The organism is Solirubrobacter pauli, assembly GCF_003633755.1.
Lineage (GTDB): Bacteria > Actinomycetota > Thermoleophilia > Solirubrobacterales > Solirubrobacteraceae > Solirubrobacter > Solirubrobacter pauli.
In genome coordinates this window covers 4,160,204-4,183,071 of record NZ_RBIL01000001.1, presented here as the reverse complement: position 1 = coordinate 4,183,071, position 22,868 = coordinate 4,160,204, and the positions used below count along the sequence as shown (strand labels likewise).

26 protein-coding genes are annotated in these 22,868 nt (G+C 71.9%); 14 read left to right on the top strand and 12 right to left on the bottom strand.

The window, feature by feature from the left end; all coding sequences use genetic code 11:
* Positions 1-10: 10 nt before the first annotated feature.
* From C8N24_RS19465 to C8N24_RS19435, 7 genes are all read left to right on the top strand, one after another.
* Positions 11-1,432: an L-aspartate oxidase gene (locus C8N24_RS19465; RefSeq protein WP_245971894.1), complete on the top strand. Its 1,422-nt coding sequence runs from the start codon at positions 11-13 to the stop codon at positions 1,430-1,432.
* A gap of 137 nt (positions 1,433-1,569) precedes the next feature.
* The gene (locus tag C8N24_RS19460) at positions 1,570-1,977 is read left to right on the top strand and encodes a hypothetical protein (protein ID WP_121252723.1); all 408 of its coding nucleotides are present in this window, start codon (positions 1,570-1,572) and stop codon (positions 1,975-1,977) included.
* Between the two features lie 31 nt (positions 1,978-2,008).
* Positions 2,009-3,937, top strand: coding sequence for a hydantoinase/oxoprolinase family protein (locus C8N24_RS19455; protein ID WP_121252721.1), 1,929 nt, complete (start codon positions 2,009-2,011; stop codon positions 3,935-3,937).
* Positions 3,925-5,385, top strand: a complete 1,461-nt coding sequence (locus tag C8N24_RS19450; protein WP_121252719.1) for a hydantoinase B/oxoprolinase family protein — start codon at positions 3,925-3,927, stop codon at positions 5,383-5,385. Before C8N24_RS19455 ends, C8N24_RS19450 begins: the two co-directional genes overlap by 13 nt.
* Positions 5,378-6,256, top strand: a complete 879-nt coding sequence (locus C8N24_RS19445; protein ID WP_121252717.1) for an NAD(P)-dependent oxidoreductase — start codon at positions 5,378-5,380, stop codon at positions 6,254-6,256. The genes C8N24_RS19450 and C8N24_RS19445 overlap by 8 nt, the downstream gene beginning before the upstream one ends.
* Positions 6,257-6,465: 209 nt before the next feature.
* Entirely contained in the window at positions 6,466-7,098 is a 633-nt protein-coding gene (locus C8N24_RS19440; RefSeq protein WP_121252715.1) for a DUF1802 family protein, read from the top strand.
* Positions 7,099-7,138: 40 nt separating this feature from the next.
* On the top strand, positions 7,139-7,942 hold the full coding sequence (locus C8N24_RS19435) for a hypothetical protein (protein WP_121252713.1): 804 nt from the start codon (positions 7,139-7,141) through the stop codon (positions 7,940-7,942).
* On the opposite strand, the gene C8N24_RS19430 is transcribed toward C8N24_RS19435, so the two are convergent.
* From C8N24_RS19430 to C8N24_RS19405, 6 genes are read right to left on the bottom strand one after another with little or no spacing between them, the layout of a single operon-like run.
* A complete protein-coding gene (locus C8N24_RS19430; protein ID WP_121252711.1) occupies positions 7,874-8,353 on the bottom strand; it encodes a putative signal transducing protein in 480 nt (159 codons plus the stop codon). The two genes, C8N24_RS19435 and C8N24_RS19430, sit on opposite strands and share 69 nt — an antisense overlap.
* Positions 8,350-8,763: a M67 family metallopeptidase gene (locus tag C8N24_RS19425; protein ID WP_245971931.1), complete on the bottom strand. Its 414-nt coding sequence runs from the start codon at positions 8,761-8,763 to the stop codon at positions 8,350-8,352. The genes C8N24_RS19430 and C8N24_RS19425 overlap by 4 nt, the downstream gene beginning before the upstream one ends.
* Before the next feature lie 8 nt (positions 8,764-8,771).
* Positions 8,772-8,972 carry a Sec-independent protein translocase subunit TatA/TatB gene (locus C8N24_RS19420; protein WP_121252707.1) on the bottom strand — a complete coding sequence of 67 codons (201 nt, stop codon included), beginning with the start codon at positions 8,970-8,972 and terminating at the stop codon, positions 8,772-8,774.
* Between the two features lie 4 nt (positions 8,973-8,976).
* Positions 8,977-9,456: a ferritin-like domain-containing protein gene (locus C8N24_RS19415; RefSeq protein WP_121252705.1), complete on the bottom strand. Its 480-nt coding sequence runs from the start codon at positions 9,454-9,456 to the stop codon at positions 8,977-8,979.
* Entirely contained in the window at positions 9,453-9,866 is a 414-nt protein-coding gene (locus tag C8N24_RS19410; protein WP_121252703.1) for a hypothetical protein, read from the bottom strand. The genes C8N24_RS19415 and C8N24_RS19410 overlap by 4 nt, the downstream gene beginning before the upstream one ends.
* Before the next feature lie 11 nt (positions 9,867-9,877).
* Complete coding sequence (locus C8N24_RS19405; RefSeq protein WP_121252701.1) at positions 9,878-10,849, bottom strand: PLP-dependent cysteine synthase family protein; 972 nt, start codon at positions 10,847-10,849, stop codon at positions 9,878-9,880.
* Positions 10,850-10,871: 22 nt separating this feature from the next.
* On the opposite strand from C8N24_RS19405, the gene C8N24_RS19400 reads away from it, so the two are divergent.
* The 4 genes from C8N24_RS19400 to C8N24_RS19385 all read left to right on the top strand — a co-directional run bounded on the left by C8N24_RS19400 (position 10,872) and on the right by C8N24_RS19385 (position 14,052).
* Entirely contained in the window at positions 10,872-11,567 is a 696-nt protein-coding gene (locus C8N24_RS19400; protein ID WP_170179214.1) for a class I SAM-dependent methyltransferase, read from the top strand.
* Between the two features lie 117 nt (positions 11,568-11,684).
* Complete coding sequence (locus C8N24_RS19395) at positions 11,685-12,290, top strand: zinc metalloprotease (protein WP_121252698.1); 606 nt, start codon at positions 11,685-11,687, stop codon at positions 12,288-12,290.
* A gap of 21 nt (positions 12,291-12,311) precedes the next feature.
* The gene (locus tag C8N24_RS19390) at positions 12,312-12,917 is read left to right on the top strand and encodes a matrixin family metalloprotease (protein ID WP_121252696.1); all 606 of its coding nucleotides are present in this window, start codon (positions 12,312-12,314) and stop codon (positions 12,915-12,917) included.
* A 13-nt stretch (positions 12,918-12,930) separates the two neighbouring features.
* Positions 12,931-14,052, top strand: a complete 1,122-nt coding sequence (locus C8N24_RS19385) for an aminotransferase class I/II-fold pyridoxal phosphate-dependent enzyme (protein ID WP_121252694.1) — start codon at positions 12,931-12,933, stop codon at positions 14,050-14,052.
* Here the strand turns inward: C8N24_RS19385 and C8N24_RS19380 are convergent.
* Both C8N24_RS19380 and C8N24_RS19375 read right to left on the bottom strand, forming a co-directional pair.
* Complete coding sequence (locus C8N24_RS19380) at positions 14,034-15,245, bottom strand: MFS transporter (RefSeq protein WP_170179213.1); 1,212 nt, start codon at positions 15,243-15,245, stop codon at positions 14,034-14,036. The genes C8N24_RS19385 and C8N24_RS19380 overlap by 19 nt on opposite strands.
* Positions 15,242-15,775 (bottom strand): TetR/AcrR family transcriptional regulator, encoded by a 534-nt coding sequence (locus C8N24_RS19375; RefSeq protein ID WP_121252690.1) that lies wholly within the window; start codon positions 15,773-15,775, stop codon positions 15,242-15,244. The genes C8N24_RS19380 and C8N24_RS19375 overlap by 4 nt, the downstream gene beginning before the upstream one ends.
* A 50-nt stretch (positions 15,776-15,825) precedes the next feature.
* On the opposite strand from C8N24_RS19375, the gene C8N24_RS19370 reads away from it, so the two are divergent.
* From C8N24_RS19370 to C8N24_RS19360, 3 genes are read left to right on the top strand one after another with little or no spacing between them, the layout of a single operon-like run.
* Positions 15,826-17,247 (top strand): flavin-containing monooxygenase, encoded by a 1,422-nt coding sequence (locus C8N24_RS19370; RefSeq protein ID WP_121252688.1) that lies wholly within the window; start codon positions 15,826-15,828, stop codon positions 17,245-17,247.
* Positions 17,244-18,026, top strand: coding sequence for an SDR family NAD(P)-dependent oxidoreductase (locus C8N24_RS19365; RefSeq protein WP_121252686.1), 783 nt, complete (start codon positions 17,244-17,246; stop codon positions 18,024-18,026). The genes C8N24_RS19370 and C8N24_RS19365 overlap by 4 nt, the downstream gene beginning before the upstream one ends.
* Before the next feature lie 10 nt (positions 18,027-18,036).
* The gene (locus C8N24_RS19360) at positions 18,037-18,645 is read left to right on the top strand and encodes a hypothetical protein (protein WP_147447886.1); all 609 of its coding nucleotides are present in this window, start codon (positions 18,037-18,039) and stop codon (positions 18,643-18,645) included.
* Here C8N24_RS19360 and C8N24_RS19355 read toward each other — a convergent pair.
* From C8N24_RS19355 to C8N24_RS19340, 4 genes are read right to left on the bottom strand one after another with little or no spacing between them, the layout of a single operon-like run.
* The gene (locus tag C8N24_RS19355; RefSeq protein WP_121252682.1) at positions 18,635-19,603 is read right to left on the bottom strand and encodes a Gfo/Idh/MocA family protein; all 969 of its coding nucleotides are present in this window, start codon (positions 19,601-19,603) and stop codon (positions 18,635-18,637) included. The two genes, C8N24_RS19360 and C8N24_RS19355, sit on opposite strands and share 11 nt — an antisense overlap.
* Complete coding sequence (locus tag C8N24_RS19350; protein ID WP_121252680.1) at positions 19,600-20,871, bottom strand: sugar ABC transporter permease; 1,272 nt, start codon at positions 20,869-20,871, stop codon at positions 19,600-19,602. Before C8N24_RS19350 ends, C8N24_RS19355 begins: the two co-directional genes overlap by 4 nt.
* A complete protein-coding gene (locus tag C8N24_RS19345) occupies positions 20,868-21,674 on the bottom strand; it encodes an ATP-binding cassette domain-containing protein (RefSeq protein WP_121252678.1) in 807 nt (268 codons plus the stop codon). Before C8N24_RS19345 ends, C8N24_RS19350 begins: the two co-directional genes overlap by 4 nt.
* Positions 21,671-22,792, bottom strand: a complete 1,122-nt coding sequence (locus C8N24_RS19340) for a sugar ABC transporter substrate-binding protein (RefSeq protein WP_121252676.1) — start codon at positions 22,790-22,792, stop codon at positions 21,671-21,673. The genes C8N24_RS19345 and C8N24_RS19340 overlap by 4 nt, the downstream gene beginning before the upstream one ends.
* Positions 22,793-22,868: the final 76 nt, after the last annotated feature.

Below are 22,868 nucleotides of genomic sequence, written 5' to 3'. Positions count from 1 at the left end.
CTGCTGGCGAGTGCGATCCGACCTCGTCGTCGTCGGTGCCGGCGCGGCCGGGCTGTTCGCGGCTTTGACCGCGGCGCGCGCGGGTGCCCGCGTGACGCTCGTCAGCGCGCGCCCGCTCGCCGAGACGGCCTCCTACTGGGCCCAGGGCGGCGCCGCCGCGGCGCTCGCCGTCGACGACTCGCCTGCCATCCACCTCGAGGACACGCTCGAGGCCGGCCGCGGGCTCACGCGGTACTCCGCCGCCCAGGTGCTGACGGACGAGGCCGCGGCCCGCGTGCGCGACCTGCAGGAGCTGGGCTGCCAGTTCGACGCCGACCGCCACGGCGACCTCGCGCTCGGCTTGGAGGGCGGCCACCGGCGCCGCCGCATCATCCACGCCGGCGGCAGCGCGACCGGCCGCCGGGTCCTGCGCGCGCTGTCCGCCGCCGCGGCTGAACACCCGCGGATCACGATCCTGGAAGGGGAACGGGTCGCCGGGCTGCTCGACGGCGGCGGCGTCGTGCTCCGCGACGGCGAACGCCGGATCCAAGCGCGCGGCACGATCCTGGCGACCGGCGGAGCAGCGGCGCTGTGGTCGCGCACGACCAACCCGCCCGGCTCGTTCGGCTCCGGGCTGATCCTCGCCCGCGCGGCGGGCGCGCAGCTGGCCGACCTCGAGTTCACGCAGTTCCACCCGACCGCGGTGGTCGGGCTCAAGGGCCGCGAGGGCTTCCTGATCTCCGAGGCGGTCCGCGGCGAGGGCGCCACGCTCCACGGGCCGGACGGCGAGCGGTTCGTGGACGAGCTCAAGCCCCGCGACCACGTCGCGCGCGCCATCTTCAACCTGCCCGGGCAGCAGGCTGAGCTCGACATGACGCACGTCGACCCGAAGCGGTTCCCGAACATCGTCGAGGCGCTTCAGCTCGCCGGGCTCGACCCGACGCGCGAGCGCATCCCGGTCGCGCCGGCCAGCCACTACGTGATGGGCGGCATCGTCACCGACCTCGACGGCCGCGCGACCGGAGCGCCACGCCTGTACGCGGTCGGCGAATGTGCGTGCACCGGGCTGCACGGAGCCAACCGCCTCGCGTCCAACAGCCTCAGCGAGTGCTTCGTGTTCGGGCGCCGGGCAGCGCTCGCGGCGCTCGACGACCCCGAGCCCACCGACGGCGCGCCGATCGCCGCCGACGTCACCGCGCCCACCCGCGAGACCCGCGCCAACGTCTGGAGGCTCGCCGGGCTCGAGCGGACGCAGGCCAACCTGGAGCGCCTGCGGGAGGACCCCTACCCGCTCGCGCGTCTCGTCGCCGCCAGCGCGCTGCACCGCCACGAGACCCGCGGGGCGCACGGCCGAGCGGAGTATCCCGACACCGACCCGGCGCTCGACGCGCACCACACGATCCTCGATCCAGACACCGAAATCCCGCGCTTCGAGGCCTGGCAGCACACCTGATCGACTTTCTCCCCGCGGCCTTCTTAACGCGAAGTCAACAATGCGGACGTTTGAGGCCTCTGCATCAGCGGCAAACACCCAACCACCGGGCCACGGAGGGGACCGCCGCCGCCAAAGGCAGTCCCGGGGAGACAGCGATGTACCACTTCAGCCGTTCCATCTATCGCGAGCTTGCTTCCGACATCGTCGAGGAGCACGACGGCGACACAGCGAACCACGAGCGCGTCCTACGGTCGTGTGAGACGTGCGTCGAGCGCCTCGCCACGGATTGGCACTACTTCGCCAAGCCGACCAAGACGCTGTTCAACGACATCCGGATCTACTTCCCGATGTCCCAGCAGCTGCGCGTCTACAAGGTCTGCGACCGCTACATGAACTTCGCGCGGGAGTACTTCGCCGCGAACCCGGTCGCCGAGCGGCTCGAATGCCGCGCCACCACGCGTCGCGGCACGCCGTGCCAGCGCACGCCGCTGCCGCACAACGGCTACTGCCCCTCGCATCAGCACCTGGCTGAGACCGAGGACGTCGCCCTCCAGGCCGCATAGCCGCGGCCTCCGGCGCTAGCGTCCACGCCCGATGCTCCTGGGCGTGGACGTGGGCGGGACCTTCACCGATGCCGTGCTGGCGGTCGGCGGTCGGCTGTGGACGGCTAAGGCGCCGACGACGCCGCACGACCAGTCCGAGGGCGTGCTCGACGCCGTCCGGGCCGTGCTCGAGCGCGCCGGCGAAGCCGCCGCCGACGTGACCACGTTCGCGCACGGCACGACCGCGGCGACCAACGCGCTCCTCGAAGGCGAGGGCGCGAAGACGGTGTTCGTGGCCACCAGGGGCTTCGAGGACGTCGTCGAGCTCGCCCGGCAGGCGCGGGCGGACCTGTACCGCCTCTGCGAGGCCCGTCCGGCCCCGCTGGTGCCGCCGGAGCTGCGTGTCGGGGCGACGGAGCGGATGACGCCCGCCGGCCCGGAAACGGCCTTGGACGTCGACGACGCCGTGCGCGCGATCCTCGCCCTCGAGCCCGAGGCGGTCGCCGTCTGCTTCCTGCACGCCTACCGCCACCCGCAGCACGAGCAGCAGCTGGGCGACGCGCTCCGCGAGCACGATGTCCACGTCTCCCTCAGCCATCAGGTCGTCGGGACGTTCCGCGAGTACGAGCGCGCCGCGACGACCGAGCTGGACGCCGCCCTCTCCCCCCTTCTCGCCGCCTACCTGCGCAGCCTCACCCGCCGGGCCGCGGACGCGGGTCTGCCGGAGCCGAGCGTGATGCAGTCCAGTGGCGGGCTGGCGAGCGTCGAGCAGGCGGCCGACCACGCGGTGCTGACCGTGCTGTCCGGGCCCGCGGGCGGCGCGGCCGGGGCGGCGTGGGCGGCCGCCGCGGCCGGCGAGCCGGACACGCTGTGCTTCGACATGGGTGGCACCAGCTGCGACGTGTGCGTGGTGCTCGGCGGCGAGGTCCGCGAGGCGAGCGGGCGCGAGGTCGGCGGGCGGCCGGTCGCGCTGCCGATGCTCGACATCCACACGGTCGGCGCGGGCGGTGGCTCGATCGCCTGGCGCGACGCGGGCGGCGCGCTGCGGGTGGGTCCGCGGTCGGCGGGCGCGCGGCCGGGGCCGGCGGCGTACGGGCACGGCGGCGAGGAGCCGACCGTGACCGACGCGAACCTGCTCCTCGGCCTGCTGGGCGGGATCGCGGGCGGGATCGAGCTCGATCGCGCCGCCGCCGAGCGGGCCGTGGATGCCTTGGGCGACACGCTCGGCCTCGGCCGCCAGGAGACCGCGGAGGGGATCATCAGGGTCGCGAACGCCGAGATGGTCCGGGCGTTGCGCGTGATGACGGTCGAGCGCGGCGTCGACCCGCGCTCGCTCGCGCTGATGGCCTTCGGCGGCGCCGGTGGCCTGCACGCCGCCGCGATCGCCGAGGAGCTCGGCATCACGAAGATCCTCTGCCCGCGTGCGTCGGGTGTGCTCGCCGCGCTCGGGCTCGTCGTCTCCGAGCGCCGACGGGACGCCCAGCGCAGCGTCCTGCTCACGGCCGACGCGCTCACCATCGAAGCGGACGAGCTCACGCAGCGCGCACGCGAGGAGCTGGGCGACCCTGACGCCGACGTGCGGGTCGTCGCCGAGCTGCGCTACCGCGGCCAGGCGTTCGAGCTGAGCGTGCCGCTCTCGGATCACCTGGAGGAGGACTTCCACGCCGCGCACGAGGACGCCTACGGCTACCGTGACCCTCAAGCTGAGGTTGAGCTGGTGACGTTGCGGGCGACCGCCACGACGCCGGGCCCCGGGATCGACGCCGACGCCGTGGGCGCGACGGCGGAGGGCGCCAGCCGCAGCACGCGCACCACGCTCTACGGCGAGACGGAGATCATCCGCGGCGAGCCCGCGCCCGGCGAGCGCATCCAGGGCCCCGCGGTCGTCGAGCTGCGCGAGTCGACGCTGGCGGTCCCGCCGGGCTGGGCCGCCGAGGTCCTCGGCAGCGGGACGATCAGGATCGAGCGATGGACCCGGTAACGCTGCGCGTCGCGTCCGGCGCGCTCAGGGCCGCGTGCGAGGAGATGGGCGCCGTGCTCATCCGCGCCAGCCACAGCGCGAACATCAAGGAGCGGCGCGACGCCTCATGCGCGCTCTTCGATCCGCGTGGTGAGCTCGTCATGCAGGCCGAGCACATCCCGGTGCACCTGGGCGCGATGCCGGCGGCCGTCGCGGCGGTCGCGCGCCGCGACCACGCGCCCGGCGTCAGCTGGGTGCTCAACGACCCGTACGCCGGCGGCACACACCTCCCCGACATCACGGTCATCACCCCCGCCTTCGCCGACGACGAGCTGATCGGGTTCGCCGCCAACCGCGCGCACCACGCGGACGTCGGCGGCCCCACCCCCGGCTCGATGCCCGCCGACTCCAAGACCCTCGACGACGAGGGCGTGGTCATCAGCCCGCAGCGCCTCGACGAGGACGCGATCGAGCGGCTCGTGGCCCAGATGCGCCAGCCGGCGCAGCGCCGGGCCGACCTCCGTGCGCAGCTCGCCGCCAACCGCACCGGCGTCGCCCGCCTCGAGGAGCTGCACGCCCGGATGCCGCTCGCCGCGGCCATGGCAGCGACGATCGACTACGCCGAGCGGCGTACCCGGGCCGCGATCGAGGCGCTGCCGGACGGCGAGTACACGGCGGCGGACGTGCTCGAGGCGGCCGACGAGGATCTGCACCTGCAGCTCACCGCCACCGTCCGCGGCGACGAGCTGCACCTGGACTTCACGGGCTCCACCGACCAGCACGAGGGCAACCTCAACTGCCCGCTCGCGGTCACCGTCTCCGCCTGCTGGTTCGCCGTCCGCGTGCTCACCGACCCCGACATCCCGCCCAGCAGCGGCGCGATGCGCCCGGTGACGGTGACGGCGCCCGAGGGCTCGCTCCTGAACGCGAACCCACCCGCGGCGGTGGTCGCCGGCAACGTCGAGACGTCCAGCCGCGTCGCCGACCTCGTGCTCAAGGCCTTCGGCCACGCGCTCGGCCAGGGCACGATGAACAACCTCACGCTGGGCAACGACGAGTTCACGTACTACGAGACGCTCGGCGGCGGCCAAGGCGCGTGCGCGGACGCCGACGGCCCGAGCGGCGTGCACGTCGCGATGTCCAACACGCTCAACACGCCGGTCGAGGCGCTCGAGCTCGAGTTCCCGCTCAAGGTCGTCGAGTACGCCGTGCGCCGGGGCTCGGGCGGCCAGGGCGCCCACCGGGGCGGCGACGGCATCGTGCGCGAGCTCGAGGCGCTCGCGGCGATGGACTACTCGTTGCTCACCGAGCGCCGACGGCACGCGCCCCCCGGCGCGAGCGGTGGGCGGCCGGGCGCGACGGGCAGGAACCTGATCGACGGCGAGGAGCAGCCGCCGAAGGCGCGCGGCACGCTCCAGCCGGGACAACGACTACGGATAGAGACACCGGGAGGCGGCGGCTATGGCTGAGAAGGTCGGATTCATCGGATTGGGGATCATGGGCTCGCTGCAGGCCATGAACCTGGCCAAAGCGGGCGTCGAGCTGACCGTCTTCAACCGCACGCGCGAGAAGGCGGAGGCATGGGCGGCCGAGCACGGCGGGACCGTGGCGGACTCGCCCAAGGCGGTCGCGGAGGCCTCGGACGTCGTGATCACGATGGTGGTCGACGGCGCCCAGGTCGAGGACATGATCGGCCAGGCGCTCGAGGGCGCCAAGCCGGGCACGCTCTTCATCGACATGTCGACGATCGCGCCGGACACCGCCCGCGCGCTCGCCGAGCGCTGCAGCGCGGACGGGCACGCTTTCGTCGACGCGCCCGTGACGGGCTCGTCCCCCAAGGCCCGCACGGGCACGCTGACGATCATGGTCGGCGGTGCGCCGGACGACATCGAGCGCGCACGCCCGCTGTTCGAGATCATGGGCGAGAAGATCGTCCTGTGCGGTGCGGCCGGCCAGGGCCAGGCCGTCAAGGTGATCTCGCAGGCCGTCACCGCGGTCAACTGCGCGACGCTCGCCCAGGCGCTCGTGCTCGCACGTCAGGCGAACGTGGACGTCGACGCCCTCCTGGAGACGATGGACGGCGGATCGAGCGACTCGACCATGCGCGCGCTGAAGGGCAAGCCGATGCTCGAGCACGACTTCACGCCGCTGTTCAAGCTCGCTCACATGCTCAAGGACGTCCAGCTCTGCCTGGCCGAGGCCCGCACCGCCGGCGGTGCGTTCCCGTTCGCCGGCCTCGCCGCCGAGCTCTACGGGGCCGGCATGGGCAAGGGCCTGGGCGACCAGGACTTCGCCGCGGTGGTCGAAGTGATCGAAGGCCTCACCGGTGCACGTCTGTAAGAACTTGGCACATAAGCGCTCACTGCCAGAAATTGGACATTTCTGGCAAAAACTGCGAATTTGCAGCGAAGTTTTGCGATTTCAGGGGCTTGTGCATAGTATGTGACGCCTTACGGGAGGTTTCTCCGTCGCAGCTTCGGGCAGGGTCGTGGCGCACGCTCGCTGTGCAGGGAACTCGTAGGTCTTACAACTCTCTTTCAACCAGGTTTATGCCGATCGCTTTCAAGGAATGGGCCGTCACTGTGCGCGCTCTCGCCGAGGGTGAGCAACTGCTCACCCTGCGCAAGGGCGGCATCCGCGAGACGGGCAAGCACTTCGCCCTCGAGCACGACCGGTTCTTCCTGTACCCGACGTTCGATCACCAGCGCAACGATCTGGTGCGTGAGTCCCATCAGCCCGAGCTGCGCCGCGCCCTCGAAGAGGGCGTGTGGCCGGAGGGCGAGCCGCCCGCCCGCGCGCTCACGATGGACGGCGGGATCCCCCAGCCCGACCGCGTGCGCATCCGCGCGTGGGCCGAGGTCGCCGGGGCGTGGACGGTGACCGACCGCCGCGCGCTGGACGGGCTCACGCCGTTCCACGTGTGGACGTCGGACTACGCCGAGAAGCGGTTGGCCTGGAAGCGTCGTCACCCGCTCCACGTCCTCCTGCTGCGCACCTACCGCATCCCGCGCCCCGTCACGGTGCGCGTCCGCGACGACTACGGCGGATGCCGCTCCTGGCTGGAGATCACGCGCGACCTCCCGTTCGAGGGCACACCGGTGCTCTCCGACGAGGAGTTCGACCGCGTCTCGCAGGAGATCGCGGGCATCGCCGAGGCCAACGGCGCCCCCGCCTACGCCTAGGCGTCAGACCCACATCGGGCGCTACTAACGTAAGCGCCCGATGGCCTGGGTGGACACGCCCTCCGAGACGTTCGTGGCGCGCCACGACGCGCGCGACACGGCGGACGCGGAGCGCGTCCTGTCGCAGCTCGAGCTCGCGCGGCGCCGGCTCGAGGACCGGTTCGGAACCGACCTCGGCGAGCTCGAGGTCGTCCTGCACTCCTCGCTCGCGCAGCTGGACGCGGCCCAGCCGTGGATCCCGCTCGCGCGCCGGCTGACGGCACCGGCGGCGCGCCGCTACGTCGTAGGCTGGGCCGGGACGCGGGAGCTGCACGTGCTCGCCCCGCGCCTGCTCGCCCACCGGGCCTCGAACGTCGAAGGCTCGCTCGAGATGCTGATGCTGACGCCCTCGGCGCTGCTCGCGCGGCGCTACGTCGCCGCCAACCACCCGAAGCTGCCGCCGCCGGCCACGCCGGGCCGGATCGCGCGCTGGTCGCGCTGGGCGTGGCTCGTCGAGGGCGCGGCGCAGTGGCTCAGCGGTCAGACGCGCCACGTGCGCCCGGCGGTCGCGCGCCGCCTGCGCGAGGGCCCGAAGCCCGACTTCCCGCCTTCACGCACGGACGCGCTGCTGCTCGGCGGCACGATCTTCGACCTGCTCGCCCGCGAGGAGGGCGACCGCGCCTGCGTGACGCTTGCGCGCGGGCCGCACCCGGACGGCCCGGTGCGAGCGCTCGAAGTCGCGTTCCCGCGCTCGCTGCGCCACACCGAGGAGGCGTGGCGTTCTCACTTGGGTCGCCTACGTGAAGGGGAGCAGGACGCTGCTCGCGAAGGCGGCGAGCGCGCAGACCGACATCGTCACCGCTAGCGCGCGCACCCACGCCGGGTGCTTGTGCGGCGGCAGCCGGCCCTGCTGCTCCTCGCGACGGTCGCCGAGGATCTCCCGCGCGGCCTCCTCACCCGAAGCGGCGACGACGATGTCACGCGGGCCCGCGGCGAGGAAGTCGGGCACGTCGAAGCCGCCGGTGCGGCGCACGAGCGACGGGATGCCCTCCTCGAGCAGCAGGTTCTGGATCATCTCCGCCTCGGCCTGGTGGCGGGCGGTGGCGACGCGCACGAGCGGACCGTCGGTGTAGCCCGGGCGGATCTTGCGCGCGCGGCGCTCGGACTCGGACATCTCGTGGTTGACGAACGTCAGGGGCACGCCGCAATCGGCGCAGAAGCGCTCGTGCGGCTCGTGCGCGGCGTCGCACACGGGACACACGAGCAGCCAGATCACTCTGTCACCTGGAGCTCGACCTGCTGGACGTCGTTGCCGACGATCGACCAGAGGCGGAGGTCGTCCTCGTCGCCCTTGACGCCGACGATCAGGTAGAGGGTGCCCGGGAACGCGGGCTGGTCCGAGTCGCCCAGGCGGGCGAGGTTGATGTCGGTCTGCGACGGGACGGGGTCCGACCGCGTGTGCGAGTGGTAGATGACGCCGAGGTCCAGCCCGGCGTCGTCGATCGCCTCCTGGAGCTTGTACTGCTCCATCGGGTCCATCACGTAGCGCAGCGCGCTGTTGGCGGCGTTGCGCGCGCGATGGACGGCGACGGCCTCGCCGTCACGGCTGGCGATCAGCCCGCAGCACTCCTTGGGCGACTCCTCGCGCGCGTGCGCGACGACGTCGGCGAGGAGCTGTCGCGAGATGCGCAGAGCTACTTGGCCCGGGTCAGGGGCGTGTCGAGCTCGTCGTCGTCGTCGCGGCGGGCGACACCGCTCAGCGAGTCGCGGAACTCCTTCATCCCGCGGCCGAGCGCACGGCCCGCGTCGGGCAGGCGCTTGGGCCCGAGCACGATCAGCGCGATGACAAGGACGATGGCGATCTCGCCGATCCCGATGTTTCCTGCGAACGGCATGTGCCTAGGTTACCTGGGCGGCGCGGCGCAAGATGAAAAGACGCTGCGCGTGTGAGGCGAGGATCGTCGCCGCCGTCATCGCGATCTTCGCGTCCGGCAGCGACGGGAGCGCGGTCTTGTAGACCTCGACCATGTCCTCCTCGACGATGACGGCGTTGGCGAGCACGTCCGCGGGCCGGGAGGTGGCGAGTCGCTGGGCGGCGACGTCGAGGTCGTTCGGCGTCCACGGCGGCTTCGGCGTGCCGAGCCCGACCGCGGCCAGCTCGGTGGCGATCGCGGCCGCATGGTCGAGGGCGTGCCGGCGGGCAGGGCCGAGCAGCTCCGGATTGGTGTGCACCTGCTGCCCGTAGGCGAGCGCCAGCGCCTGCTCCCGGCGCCACAGGCCGAGCAGGAGCGTCCCCTCGTCGGGTGCGGCGAGCGCGGGCGCGGCGCGCAGCGTGAGCGCGGCCGCGGCACCGCCGGCCAGAAGCTGACGGCGGTTCACGGGCGGTTCCTCTGTCCGGGGAACGAGTCCACGATCGGCGGCTCGTCCAGCTCGGCGCGGAGCGCGGAGACCGCCTCGGCCGTGCCGGCGATGAGCGTGGCCAGCAGCTCGCGTGAGGCGCGGTCGGAGAGCTCGCCCACGGCGGCGACGTGCGCTTGCAGCGCGCGGCGCTCGGCGTTCAACGCCGCTTCGAGGCTCGGCGTGGCGGTCGGCGCCGTGCCGGTGGCGCCGGCCAGCGACTCGAGCTGCTTGACGCGGCTGTCCGCCGCGGAGCGCAACGCGTTCGGCGGATACGCCTCCAGCGCGGCCTGCGAGACGCGCAGCTGCTCGCCCCAGACGGTGGCCGCGTCGACTTCAGGCTCGTCGGGCGGGCCGCAGCCCACGAGGAGCAGAGCACCGGCGCCGAGCAAGGCTCGGCGGCTTACCACCAAACGGTCGTGTCGAGGTTCTCGAGCTCTTCGACAGGCTTCGTGTAGAGGCCCGACGACAGGTACTTCGAGCCGTCGTCGCACACGATGAAGACGATGTTGCCCTCGTCCATCTCCTTGGCGATGCGGACGGCGATCGACGCGATCGCGCCCGTGGAGACGCCGGCGAAGATCCCCTCCTCGTCGAGGAGCTTCTTCGTCCACACGACCGCGTCGCGGTTGGTGACGAAGATCTTCCGGTCCAGCAGCGAGAGGTCGATGATCGGCGGGATGAAGCCGTCGTCGAGCGAGCGCAGGCCCTGGACGGGCTCGCCCTGCATCGGCTCGGCGGCGACGATCTTCACGGCGTCACCGAGCTCTTCGCGCAAGCGCCGGCCGACGCCCATCAGCGTCCCGCCCGTGCCCAGGCCGGCGACGAACGCGCTGACGTCGTTGTCGAGCTCGTCGAGGATCTCGACCGCGGTGCCGTTGTAGTGCGCGCCCGGGTTGGCGGGGTTGCCGTACTGGTACGGCATGTAGTACGAGGAGTCCTCGGAGGCCATCTTCAGCGCGAGCTCGACCGCACCGTTGGAGCCGAGGTTGCCGGGCGAATAGACGATCTCCGCGCCGTACATCTCCAGGAGCTGCGTGCGCTCGGGCGTCACGTTGTCCGGCATGACGACCTTGAGCTTGTAGCCCTTGCGCGAGCAGATCATCGCCAGCGAGATGCCGGTGTTGCCGGAGGTCGGCTCCAGGATGGTCTGGCCGGGGCGGATCGCGCCCTTCTCCTCGGCGTCCTCGATCAACGCGCGCGCGACGCGGTCCTTGACCGACCCGGTCGGGTTGGCAGACTCGAGCTTTGCCCAGAGGCGCACGCCCGGCTTCGGTGAGAGACGCTTCAGCTCGACGAGCGGCGTGTTGCCGATCGCCTGGACGATGTCGCCGTAGCGGCCACCGCAGGGACGGTTGCGCAGTTCCTGGGCCATGACTTCAGGAAGTGTAGTGCCATTGACCGATCAGCTCATCGCGCTCCGGACCTCGCTCGCCGAGCAGCTCTCATCGCTGCGCGGCGTGCCCGTGGAGGAGCTTCCGCCGGCGCTTCTGGACATCTCCGTGCGGCGCGTCGGACAGGCCTATTACGTGTGCCCGTCGAGCTGGGAGCAGCTCCGCCACGAGGAAGGCGGGGCCCGGCGTCCGGTTCCGTACTGGGCGCGGCCGTGGCCGTCAGGCGTCGGACTCGCGGGTGCGCTCTACGACGACCCGCCCGCGCCGGGGACGTCGGTGCTCGAGCTCGGGTGTGGCCTGGCGCTGCCGAGTGCGATGGCCGCGCGCGCGGGCGCGCACGTGCTGGCGACGGACGGGCACACCGACGCGGTCGCGTTCGCCGCCCACGTGCTCGCGCTCAACGAGGTGGTCGGCGAGGTCGCGCACGTCGACTGGTCAACGCATGGTGACGCGCTCGTGGCGCGCGGCCCGTTCGACCTCGTGCTCGCCGCGGACGTGCTCTACACGCGCGCGAACGCCGACGCCGCCGCGGCGCTGTTCCCGCGTCTGGTGGCGCCTGGAGGGCGGCTCGTGATCGCCGATCCGAACCGCGCGGGAGCCCAGCACTTCCTCGCCCATTTCCCCCACGAGACCGAAGCGGGCAAGGACGTCTCGATCCACACGCTGCGGTTTGATCGAGGTGCGCGTGGGCATACATAAAGTTAGGCGGGGGCCTCGGCGTCACTAGCAGACGCCGCACTCTCCTTACGCGAAACGGGCCGCCCGCCGCAAATCCTCGTGCGTGCATCGGCTCATGTCTTCGAGCGGCCACGCCCTGTGCGCGCACTCGCGTGCCTCGGCCTCGTCGCCCTCCTCACCCTCCTCCTGGCCCCCCGGATGTACACCGCGGTGGCCGGCCCCACCGACCACCGCTGGCCCGACGGCGTCGTCCACGTCTACGACGCCAGCGGGATGACCGGCACCATGCTCGTCGCCGCGGAGCGCTGGACGCGGTCCGGCGCCAAGGTCGACATCCGCGTCGTCCGTGACGAGCGCCAGGCCGACGTGATCGTCCGCCGCGACGACGCGCGCCTGCTGGACCTCTGCGGGCGCGACTGCCTCGGCTACAGCACCTCGATCGGCCGTCCCGGCGACGGCAGCAGCGAGATCGTCATGCGCTCCTCGCTCGGCGGCGCACCACGTCCGCTGTCGGTCTGGGTCGCGGCCCACGAGCTCGGCCACGTCCTCGGCCTCCATCACCGCGACGGCCACGACTGCTCCGTGATGTCCCCGCGGGCGTTCGACACGCGCTGCGCGCCGTCGCTGGCGGCGACGATCCCGACGCAGTCCGAGCTGGCGTGCGTGCCCGCTCCGGCGGATGTGGACGTGGCGGCCTCGATCTACGGCGGCGCCGCGACGCTGCGCGATCCGCGTTGCCGCTAGCCGACTACCCTCGGGCGAGGCGTGCGCCTCCTCGCCCTGTTCCTCATCGCCACCGCGATCGCCGTCGGCGTCGGCTCGCTCGCCCTGGGCGACGACGGGCCGCCTGACCCGCGCTGGCCACGGGGCGAGGTGAACGTCTTCGCCCCCACCCAGGGGGCGGTCGACTCGCTGATCTTCGCCGCCAAGCGCTGGACGGGATCGGGCGCCGACGTCAAGGTGCGCGTCGTCAAGTACGAGCGCGACGCGGACGTGCTGGTGCGCCTGGACGACGCGCGGCTCACCCGGGAGTGCGGCCCGCGCTGCTTCGGGTTCACGACCGCGATCGGCCGACCGAAGGACGGCAAGAGCGAGATCGTGCTGCGCGAGCGCCTGGGCAAGCCGACGTCGCTGTCGGTGTGGGTGGCCGCGCACGAGCTCGGGCACGTGCTCGGGCTCCGGCACGTGAAGGACAGCCCGACCTGCACGATCATGTCGCCCGGGTGGTTCGACACGCGGTGCGCCCCGACGCTCAGCGAGGACGTGCCCCGCTATCGCGAGCTGTGGTGCGTCCCGACGCCCGCGGACATCCGCGCGGCCGCGAAGCTGTACGGCGGTGGGCCGCGCACCGACAGCGACCGCTGCGTATAGCGTTCGCCGTCACATGATCGCTTCGCGCCTGGCCGGGTTCGGCACCACCATCTTCACCGAGATGTCCGCGCTCGCCGAGCAGACGGGCGCGATCAACCTCGGGCAGGGGTTCCCGGACGAGGACGGGCCGCGGGCCGTGCTCGAGGCAGCGCACGCCGCGATCCGCGACGGGCACAACCAGTACGCGCCGCTGCCGGGCGTGCCGGCGCTGCGGGAGGCGATCGCCGAGCACCAGCAGCGCTTCTACGGGATCGAGCTCGACCCGGCGACCCAGGTGCAGGTGACGATGGGTGCCACGGAGGCGATCGCGGCGGCGATCCTCGCGCTGGCCGAGCCGGGCGACGACGTGCTCGCGTTCGACCCGTCCTACGACTCGTACTCGGCGGCCGCGAAGATGACCGGCGCGAACTTCGTGCCGATCCCGCTCAACCCGCCGGACTTCACGTTCGACGAGTTGAAGGCCACGCCGAACGCGCGCATCCTGCTCGTCAACTCCCCGCACAACCCGACGGGACGCGTGTTCACGCGCGAGGAGCTGCAGCGGATCGCGGACTTCGTGATCGAGCATGACCTGATCGCCATCACCGACGAGGTCTACGAGCACCTCGTGTTCGACGGGCTCGAGCACATCCCGTTGTCCACGCTGCCGGGCATGGCCGAGCGCACGCTGTCGATCTCCAGCCTCGGCAAGACGTTCAGCGTGACCGGCTGGAAGGTCGGCTGGGCGACGGGACCGGCGCCGCTCGTGGCGGCGGTGCGCACGGCCAAGCAGTTCCTGACGTTCGCGGGCGCGACCCCGTTCCAGCACGCGGGTGCCGCCGCGCTGCGCCTGCCCACCCACTTCTACACGGACTTCGCGGCGGAGCTGCAGGCCAAGCGCGACCACCTGTGCGACGCGCTCAGCCAGTTCACGGTCGCGCGCCCGCAGGGCACCTACTTCGCGAACGTCGACGTCGGCGCGGACGCGACCGAGTTCGCGCGCGAGCTGCCACACCGCGCCGGCGTCGTCGCGATCCCGACCGCGGTCTTCAGCACCGACAGGGAACGGCTGAAGCCGTACCTGCGCTTCGCCTTCTGCAAGCGGCTCTCCGTGATCGACGAGGCCGCCGCGCGGCTTCACGCTCTCGAGTCGTAGTTCCAGAACTTCGGCAGCGCGGCGGCGAGCGCGAAGCAGCCGGCGACCACCACGACGCCGCCTGCGACGATCGACGGCCCGAGCCCGAGCCACGACGCGCCGAAGCCCGCGCGCGCATTGCCGAGCAGCGGCCCCGAGGACCACGAGATCATCTCCATGCCCGCCAGCCGCCCGCGCAGGCGGTCCGGGATCGTCTCGTTCCAGAGGGCGCCGCGGAAGATGCCGCTGATGGCGTCGGCGGCTCCCGCGAGCGCAAGGGCGAGCAGCGCCAGCCAGAGCACGTCGGCGAACCCGAACAGCGCGACGAACCCGCCCCAGCCCGCGGCGGCGAACACGATCGCGCGGCCGTTGTGGTGCACGCGGACGCTCCAGCCGCTCGTCAGCATCGCGACGATCGCGCCGACCGCGGGCGCCGCCCACAGCAGGCCGACGACCTCCGTCCCGCCGTAGCGCTCCGCCACCGCGGGGAAGAGCGCGAACGGCATCCCGAAGAACATCGCGTGCATGTCGATCACGTAGGACCCGAGGATCTCCTGGCGCGAGCCCGCGTACTTGACGCCCTCGATCACGCCGCGCAGCGACGGCGGCTCCGCGTCCGGCGGCGGAGGCGGCGTGCGCATCAGCGCGAACGCGGACAGCGAGCCCACGAAGGACACCACGTCGATCGCGTACGCGGCCTCCACCCCACCGCCCGCGATCACGAGGCCCGCCAGCGCCGGCCCGACGATCCCGGAGATGCTCATCAGCGACCAGCTGATCGCGCTCGCCGCCTTGAGCTCGTCGCGCTCGACGAGGCGCGGCAGGAGCGCGTCCAGCGGCGGGCGGAGCACGGCGGTGGCGGCCGCGAACAGGGTCGAGGCGACGTACAGCAGCCACAGCTGGGGCGACGGCAGCAGCGCGTTGACGAGCAGCGCCGCGCTCACGAACGCCGACGCCAGCTCGGCCCCGAAGATCAGCTTGCGCCGGTCGAACGCGTCGGCCAGCGCGCCACCGATCAGCGCCAGCGCGATGATCGGGATGAACTGCGCGACGCCGAGCAGGCCGACCGCGATCGACGAGTCCGTCAGGGCGAACACCTGGATCGTGAGCGCCACCTGCGTGAACGCGGCGCCGATCAGCGAGACCGTCGAGCCGCCGACGAGCAGCCGCAGGTCACGCCGCCTGCGCAGGAGGCCGAGGTCGGGGAGGATCACCGGGACAGCTTGGCGAGCGTGTGGCGCGTGAGCGCGAGGATGCGGTCGACGTCGTAGCCCGCGAGGACCAGCCGCGCGGCCTCGTCGGCGTAGGCGCGCAGCATGTGGGCGCTCAGCTCCGGGTCCGGCAGGCCGGTGTCGGGACCCAGCGCGGCGGCCAGGCGCGCCACCACCGCCGCGCGCCCCGCCGCGATCCGCTCGCCGAGCAGCCGCGGCGCGCCCTCCTGCGGCATCAGCACGAGCCGCCACGTGCCGGGGTCGTCGCGCACGGCGCTCAGATACGCGGTCAGCGCGGCGAGCAGGTCGTCGTAGGTCTCGGGGAGCTGGCGCAGCGCACGAAGCGCCTCGCGGTCGACGAGCGCTTCGAGCAGTCCCCGGAGGTCGTCGAAGTGCCCGTAGACGACCGGGCGCGTGATTCCCGCCGCGCGCGCGACCGCCTCGATCGACACGGCGTGGAAGCCGCGCTCGAGCACGATCGCCTTCGTCGCGTCCAGAAGCTGCTCCCTGCGCTGCTCGGCGGTCATGCGCATGTGACCAATGTCAGGTTACAGTGGCGTAAGTTACGGCAATGTAACCGTCCATGGACGTCTCGATCGCGATCATCGGCAGCGGTTTCGCCGGCCTCGGGATGGCGCTGCGCCTGCGGCCCGCGGGGATCGAGGACTTCGTCGTGCTCGAACGTGGTGACGGCGTCGGCGGCACGTGGCACTACAACACGTACCCGGGCTGCGCCTGCGACGTCCCCTCGCACCTGTACTCGTTCTCGTTCGCGCCCAACCCGGACTGGACGCGCACCTACTCGCGCCAGCCGGAGATCCGCGCGTACCTGGAGCGCGTGGCGGCGGGGGTCGCGGACAAGGTCAAGCTGCGCTGCGAGGTCACGCGCGCGCAGTGGGACGGCTCGCGCTGGAACCTCGACACCGCCGACGGCCTGGTGCGCGCGCAGTACCTCGTCGCCGGCACCGGCCCGCTCGTCGAGCCCAAGCTCCCCGCGTTCCCCGGGCTCGACACGTTCGCCGGCATCACGATGCACTCCGCGCGGTGGGATCACGACGTGGACCTGAAGAGCCTGCGCGTGGCGAGCGTCGGGACGGGCGCGTCGGCGATCCAATACGTGCCGCGGATCGCGCCGGACGCCGAACGGCTCTACGTCCTGCAGCGGACCGCGCCGTGGGTGATGCCGCACAGCGCGCGGCCGATCAGCGCCTTCGAGCGCCGCCTCTTCCGGCGCTTCCCGCCGCTGCAGCGCGCGCTGCGTGGCGGCATCTACGCGCTGCGCGAGGCGCTCGTGCTGGGCATGGTCAAGCAGCCGGGCGCGATGAAGCTGCTCGAGCGCGCGGGCCGCAAGCACATGCAGGCCGCGCTGACGGACCCAGAGCTGATCGCGAAGGCGACACCGGACTACACCGTCGGCTGCAAGCGCATCCTGCCCTCCAACGAGTGGTATCCGGCACTCGCGCGCGAGAACGTCGAGCTCATCACCGACGGCGTGCGCGAGGTGCGCGCGCACTCGGTGGTCCTCGACAGCGGCCGCGAGCTGGAGGTCGACGCGCTGATCTTCGGGACGGGCTTCCAGGTGCTCGACATGCCGGTCGGGCGGCTCGTCCGCGACCAGGGCGGCCGCACGCTCGCCGAGGCGTGGAACGGCTCGCCGCGGGCGCACCTGGGCGTGACCGTCCCGGGCTTCCCGAACCTGTTCGTCCTGATGGGCCCGAACACCGGCCTCGGGCACACGTCGGTCGTCTACATGATCGAGTCGCAGATCGCCTACGTGCTGGACGCGCTGCGCACGGGCGCCGCGACGATCGAGGTCCGCCCCGAGGCCGAGGCCCGCTTCCACGCCGAGGTCCAGCGGCGGATGCGGGGCACGATCTGGAGCACCGGCTGCCGGAGCTGGTACCAGGACGCGAGCGGCGGCAACCCGACGCTCTGGCCCGACTGGACCTGGCGCTACCGCCGGCGGACCGCCCACTTCAAGGAAGAGGAGTACGTGATCACATGAAGCGAGTCGTCATCACCGGCGCGGCCGGCGGGATCGGCAGCGCGACCGTCGCGCTGCTGCGCTCGCGCGGCTGCGCGGTCGTGGGCCTCGACCTGGCCGGGGCGGACATCGAGTGCGACGTGCGCTCGCAGGCGTCGGTGGACGCGGCGGTGGCGCAAGCCGTCGAGCGGCTCGGCGGGCTCGACGTCCTCATCAACAACGCCGGCCTCGGCACGCCCCAGAGCGCGGCCGCGGCGCCCGACGATCCCGCGCTCGCCGTCCTGGACGTGAACCTGGTCGGCCCCTGGCGCGTGACGAGCGCCGCGCTGCCCGCGCTGCGCGAGTCCCACGGCCGCGTCGTCAACGTCGCGTCCGGCCTCGCGCACGTGACCGTCCCGTTCTCGACCGCGTACACCATGTCCAAGCGTGGCGTCGTCGCGTACAGCGACCTGCTGCGCCTCGAAGAGGGCGACCGGATCGACGTCACGACCGTCTACCCCGGCTACATCCGCACGCCGATCCACAAGGAGTCCACGGCCGCGGGTGTCCCGCTCGAAGGCGCCGTGCCCGTCGAGAACGTGGCCGACGCGGCCCGCACGCTCGTCCGCGCCGCGCTCGGCGAGCCCGCCCGCGACCTCGCGACGACCCGTGAGGGCACGATCACGTACGCCGTCGTCCGCCTGCTCCCGCGTCGTCTGGTGGACGCCGTGACCCGCCGTCGGATGGCCACGCTCGCCCGCCGCGGGCACTTCGCGGACAAAGGTCTGGCAGGCGCGTTCGCTCAGCGGATCTCGCGCTAGCCTCGCTCTTATGAGGAGAGCCTCAGTGCTGGTCGGCGGCCTCGCGTGCGCCGCCGCCTTCGCCGCTCATGCCGCGCCCAGCGAGGCCGCGTGCATCGCCACCTTCAACTGGCGGACGTACACCTACACCGGGATGCAGAACAACGTGCCCGGGGTGAAGATCGGCGCGGAGCTCCCCGAGCGGGCGAAGCTCCCGAGCTGCAACGACACGATCGTCAACGGCTACGTCCCGCCCGTGACCTACAGCGACTTGCCCGTGGCGCAGATCGAGGGCGTGCCGCCGTCGATCGCACTCGCCGCCGGCACGTCGCAGGTCTACGTCAACCAGGGCACTTTCCCGATCCTGAAGTCGCACCCGCTGCACGGCAGGATCGCGGCGATCGCCTGGCCCGACATCACCGGCCCGAGCTGCCAGATCAAGGGCCCGGCGAAGATCGACGCCACCGGGCTCTCCGTCAACGGCGTCAGGATCGTCGTCAACGCGAAGACCAAGGTCGAGCTGCAGCGCCACGGCACCGCGTTCATCCCGCCGGGAACCGTGATCCGGGTGGGTGGCAGCGAGTGCGGGACGCGCTTCGACCAGAAGGTGGTCGAAGCGCGCCGGATCGCTAGAGGCTGACCGCCGCGCCGCTCTCGGCGGCGCGGTAGAGCGCCTCGATCGTGCGGGCCTGGCCGAGCGCGTCGGCGCGGCCCAGCCGGGGCGGCGGGCCGCCCTCGACCGCGCGGCCGAACTCCTCCAGCTCACGCGTGTAGGGGTCCACGGACTCGGGCGACAGCTCCTCGGCCTCCTCACGCGTGAGGACGATCTTCGCGCCGAGCGGGGTCTGCCAGGGCGAGGGGACGAAGATCGTGCCCTCGCTGCCGACGACCTCGAGCTGGTTGCGGCGGTGCACGTCCATGCCGCAGTCGAACGTCGCCAGCACGTCGCCGGGGAACCGCAGCAGGCCGGTGAAGCGCGCGTCCACGCCGCCGCCACCGAGGACCTGCTCGCCGCTCACGCGCTCCGGCTCGGCGCCCGCGATCAGCCGCGCCGCGCTCACGCAGTAGCAGCCGACGTCCATCAGGGCACCGCCCTCGAGGGCCGGGTCCCAGCGGACGTTCTCCATCCACGGCAGGTTGAAGCCGAACGCCGCGCGGATCACGCGCAGCTCGCCGATCGAGCCGTCGCGGACGAGCCGGACGACCTCCTCGGTCTGCGGGTGGAAGCGCCACATGAACGCCTCCATCAGCAGCCGGCCGGCACGGTCGGCGGCGTCGAACGCGTGGTCGACCTGCGCCGGGTCACGCGTCAGCGGCTTCTCCGACAGCACGTGCTTGCCGGCCTCCAACGCCTTGACCGACCACTCGACGTGGAGGGAGTTCGGCAGCGGGATGTAGATCGCGTCGACCTCGTCGGACGCGAGCAGCTCCTCATAGGAGCCGTAGGCGTGGGCGACGCCGCGCTCGTCGGCCCAGGCGCGGGCCCGCGCGAGGTCGCGCGAGCCCACCGCCGTGACTTCCGCGTTCTCGGCCCCGCGCGCACCGTCGACGATGCGGTCCGCGATGCGCGCGGTCGAGAGCACTCCCCAGCGGATCATCTGCCGGTTGCCGCTGCCCTTCTACGGGAGATGGCGTCGACGCTGGCCGCGAGCAGGAGCACGAGGCCGTTGATGATGAACTGCACGCCGGACTTCTGGGTGACCAGCGGCAGGCCGTTGGCGATGATCGCCACCACCAGGCCGCCGGTGACGGCGTCCACGATCCGACCGCGCCCACCGAACAGCGAGGTGCCGCCGATGACCGCCGCGCCGACCGCGTACAGCAGCGTCTGCGCGCCACCGGTGGTCGGCGAGACGCTGTTGTCACGCGAGGCGAGCAGGATGCCCGCCACGATCGCCAGCGTCGAGCCCAGGATGAAGCAGACCGTCTTGATGTTCGGGACGTTGATGCCCGCCCGGCGCGCCGCCTCGGCGTTGCCACCGACCGCGTACACGTGCCGGCCGAAGCTCGTCCGCATCAACAGGAACGTGAGCGCGACGACGAGCGCCACCACGAGCGGCACCACCCAGGGGACGCCCTGGATGACGATCGGCGCGTTGGGCCGCTGGCGCTCCTGGTTGAGCAGGAACACGGCGATCACGACGACCACGCCGAGGGCGACCACCTTGGCCGCCCACACCGACATCGCCGGCACGGGCAGCCCCGCGTTCTTGCGCGTGCGGATGGCCCAGAACGACGTGCCCGCGTAGCCCGCGATGACGATCAGCGCCAGCAGCCAGCCGAGCGCGACCGACATGTTCTGGTTCATGACCTTCAACACGGCCTCGTTGCGGATCGGGATCGTCCCGCCCTCGCCGATGATCAGCAGCATCGCGCCCTGCAGGCCGAGGAAGAAGGCCAGCGAGACCACGAACGACGGGATGCCCAACCGGGCGACCAGCACCGCGATCGCGAAGCCGATCGCCACGCCGGTGATCAGCGCCGCGCCGATCGCCAGGGGCCACGCCCAGTTGTGGTTGGTGAGCGTGACGCCGAGGATCGCCGCGCCGGTGCCGGCCGTGAAGCCGGCCGACAGGTCGATCTCGCCCAGCAGCAGGACGAACACCAACCCCATCGCGAGCACCATGATCGCCGCGCCCTGGTTGAGCAGGTTGGCGAAGTTCTGCTCCGTGAGGAACGAGTCGGGCTCCATGATCCCGAAGACGATCACCAGCACGACTGCGCCGATGACGGCCGGCAGGGCGCCGAGGTCGCCGCCCTTGATCCGGTCCCAGTACGCGCCGGCGGCCTCGCCGATGCCGCCCTGGCCGGGCGTCGTCTCCAGGTCGAACTGCGAGACCTGGCTCGGGTCCTGAGTCGTGCTCATACGACGCCCACCTCGGCGGCTTCGCGCGGCTTGAGCCCGAGCTCACCCGAGCGACCCGCCGTGATCAGCTCGATCACCTGGGTGTTGTTGACGTCCTTCGCCCGCACCTGCGCGGCCATCTGGCCCAGGAACAGCGTCGCGATGCTGTCCGCGACCTGGAAGACGTCGTTCATGTTGTGCGTGATCAAGACGACGCCGAGCCCGTTGTCCGCCAGCCGGCGCACCAGGTTGAGCACCTGCTCGGTCTGGGCGACGCCCAACGCCGCGGTCGGCTCGTCGAGGATCACGACCTTCGAGTTCCACAGGACCGAACGCGCGATCGCCACGGTCTGGCGCTGACCGCCCGAGAGCGAGGACACGTTCTGACGCAGCGACCGGAGCGTGCGGACGGACAGCGACTTGAGGGTCTCCCCCGCCCGCTTCTCCATCTCGGTCTCGTTCAGCGTGACGCCCGACTTGAGCTCACGCCCGAGGAACATGTTGTGGACAACGTCGAGGTTGTCGCACAGCGCGAGGTCCTGGTAGACGATCTCGATCCCCAGCGCGTTCGCGTCCTTCGGCCCGTGGATCGTGACGGGCTTGCCCTCGAAGATGAGCTCGCCGTCGTCGAAGGGATGGATCCCCGCGATGCACTTGATCAAAGTGGACTTGCCGGCGCCATTGTCGCCGACCAGCGCGGTCACCTCACCAGGCCGGACGTCGAAGTCCACGTCCCGGAGGACGTGCACCGCGCCGAAGCTCTTGTTGATCCCGCGCAGGGACAGCAGCGGGGCGCGCTGCTGTCCCTCGACGGCTTCCGTCATCCGCTGACGCCGTTCTCTTCGCAGGCCTTCTTGAGGGCCTCGTTCGTGCAGATCTTGTCGGCGGTGGTGAAGCCGTCGGCGATGACGTCCTTCACGTTCTCCTTGGTGATCTGCTGCGGCTCGAGCAGGACGGACTTGACCTGCTGCTTGGTCTCGGTGTCCTCGACCTGGCCCGTGGCCTGGCTGTCGGCACCGGCCGTGTCGCCCTTGGCCAGCGCGATGGCGAGCTGGGCGGCCGCGTCGGCCTCCTTCTTGATCGCCTTGTAGACGGTCACGCACTGGGTGCCGAGGAGCACGCGCTGCAGGCCCTCGTCGGTCGCGTCCTGACCCGTGGTCGGGATCTCCTCGGCGCCCTCGCGCTTGAGGACCGCGGCCACGGCGCCGCCGAGGCCGTCGTTGGCGGCGGCGACGCCCACGAAGTCGCCCTTGGCCTTCGTGAACATCTGCTCGAAGATCGTGCCGGCCTTCGTGTTGTCCCAGTCCGGGACGGACTGGTCGGCGGCGACGGTGTAGCCGCCGTCGGTGATGGCCTTCTCGTAGCCCTGCTTGAACAGCGTCGCGTTGTTGTCGGTCGGCGAGCCGTTGAGCAGCGCGACCGGACCAGACGTCTTCCCGTTGTCCTGCATGCACTTCACTAGACCGGAGCCGATCGCGGTGCCGACGGCGACGTTGTCGAAGGACACGTAGTACTGAGCGCCACCACCGAGGGTCAGGCGGTCATAGTCGATGACCGGCACGCCCTGCTGCTTGGCCTTGTTGATCACGGCCGCCGCGGACGGCGAGTCGAGGTTGACGATCAGGAGCACATTGGCGCCCGCGTTGAGCATCTGGTCGGCGATCGTCGCGAACTTGGCCTTGTCGCCGTTCGCGTTCTGGATGTCCGACTCCACCCCGGCGGCGTCGAACGCCTCGCCGAGGAACTTCCGGTCCGCCGTCTCCCAGCGGGCCGAGGATGCAGCGTCAGGCAGGATCACGCCGACCTTGGCCTTCGTTGCTTCCTGTGTGGCCTCACCGCCACCGCCACCACCGGACGTGGTCGGCTCGTCATCGCCGCACGCGGCGACGCTGAACGCAAGGGTCGCTGCGACGGCGACTGCCCCAAGGGCACGGAACTTCATATGGGTTCTCCCCTTCTCCTGTTGAACCGCAGACTGGCGACTATCTGCGAATTCGAAGTATCTCCCCCCAAATGTA

Excerpts from the sequence above, each read along its gene's own strand:
- C8N24_RS19445 (WP_121252717.1), top strand. The coding sequence starts at position 5,378 with ATGGCTGAGAAGGTCGGATTCATCGGATTGGGGATCATGGGCTCGCTG.
- C8N24_RS19360 (WP_147447886.1), top strand. The coding sequence starts at position 18,037 with ATGAGGAGAGCCTCAGTGCTGGTCGGCGGCCTCGCGTGCGCCGCCGCC.
- C8N24_RS19450 (WP_121252719.1), top strand. The coding sequence starts at position 3,925 with ATGGACCCGGTAACGCTGCGCGTCGCGTCCGGCGCGCTCAGGGCCGCG.
- C8N24_RS19375 (WP_121252690.1), bottom strand. The coding sequence starts at position 15,775 with ATGCGCATGACCGCCGAGCAGCGCAGGGAGCAGCTTCTGGACGCGACG.
- C8N24_RS19455 (WP_121252721.1), top strand. The coding sequence starts at position 2,009 with ATGCTCCTGGGCGTGGACGTGGGCGGGACCTTCACCGATGCCGTGCTG.
- C8N24_RS19385 (WP_121252694.1), top strand. The coding sequence starts at position 12,931 with ATGATCGCTTCGCGCCTGGCCGGGTTCGGCACCACCATCTTCACCGAG.
- C8N24_RS19340 (WP_121252676.1), bottom strand. The coding sequence starts at position 22,792 with ATGAAGTTCCGTGCCCTTGGGGCAGTCGCCGTCGCAGCGACCCTTGCG.
- C8N24_RS19460 (WP_121252723.1), top strand. The coding sequence starts at position 1,570 with ATGTACCACTTCAGCCGTTCCATCTATCGCGAGCTTGCTTCCGACATC.
- C8N24_RS19350 (WP_121252680.1), bottom strand. The coding sequence starts at position 20,871 with ATGAGCACGACTCAGGACCCGAGCCAGGTCTCGCAGTTCGACCTGGAG.
- C8N24_RS19440 (WP_121252715.1), top strand. The coding sequence starts at position 6,466 with ATGCCGATCGCTTTCAAGGAATGGGCCGTCACTGTGCGCGCTCTCGCC.
- C8N24_RS19420 (WP_121252707.1), bottom strand. The coding sequence starts at position 8,972 with ATGCCGTTCGCAGGAAACATCGGGATCGGCGAGATCGCCATCGTCCTT.
- C8N24_RS19355 (WP_121252682.1), bottom strand. The coding sequence starts at position 19,603 with ATGATCCGCTGGGGAGTGCTCTCGACCGCGCGCATCGCGGACCGCATC.
- C8N24_RS19365 (WP_121252686.1), top strand. The coding sequence starts at position 17,244 with ATGAAGCGAGTCGTCATCACCGGCGCGGCCGGCGGGATCGGCAGCGCG.
- C8N24_RS19345 (WP_121252678.1), bottom strand. The coding sequence starts at position 21,674 with ATGACGGAAGCCGTCGAGGGACAGCAGCGCGCCCCGCTGCTGTCCCTG.
- C8N24_RS19370 (WP_121252688.1), top strand. The coding sequence starts at position 15,826 with ATGGACGTCTCGATCGCGATCATCGGCAGCGGTTTCGCCGGCCTCGGG.
- C8N24_RS19405 (WP_121252701.1), bottom strand. The coding sequence starts at position 10,849 with ATGGCCCAGGAACTGCGCAACCGTCCCTGCGGTGGCCGCTACGGCGAC.
- C8N24_RS19435 (WP_121252713.1), top strand. The coding sequence starts at position 7,139 with ATGGCCTGGGTGGACACGCCCTCCGAGACGTTCGTGGCGCGCCACGAC.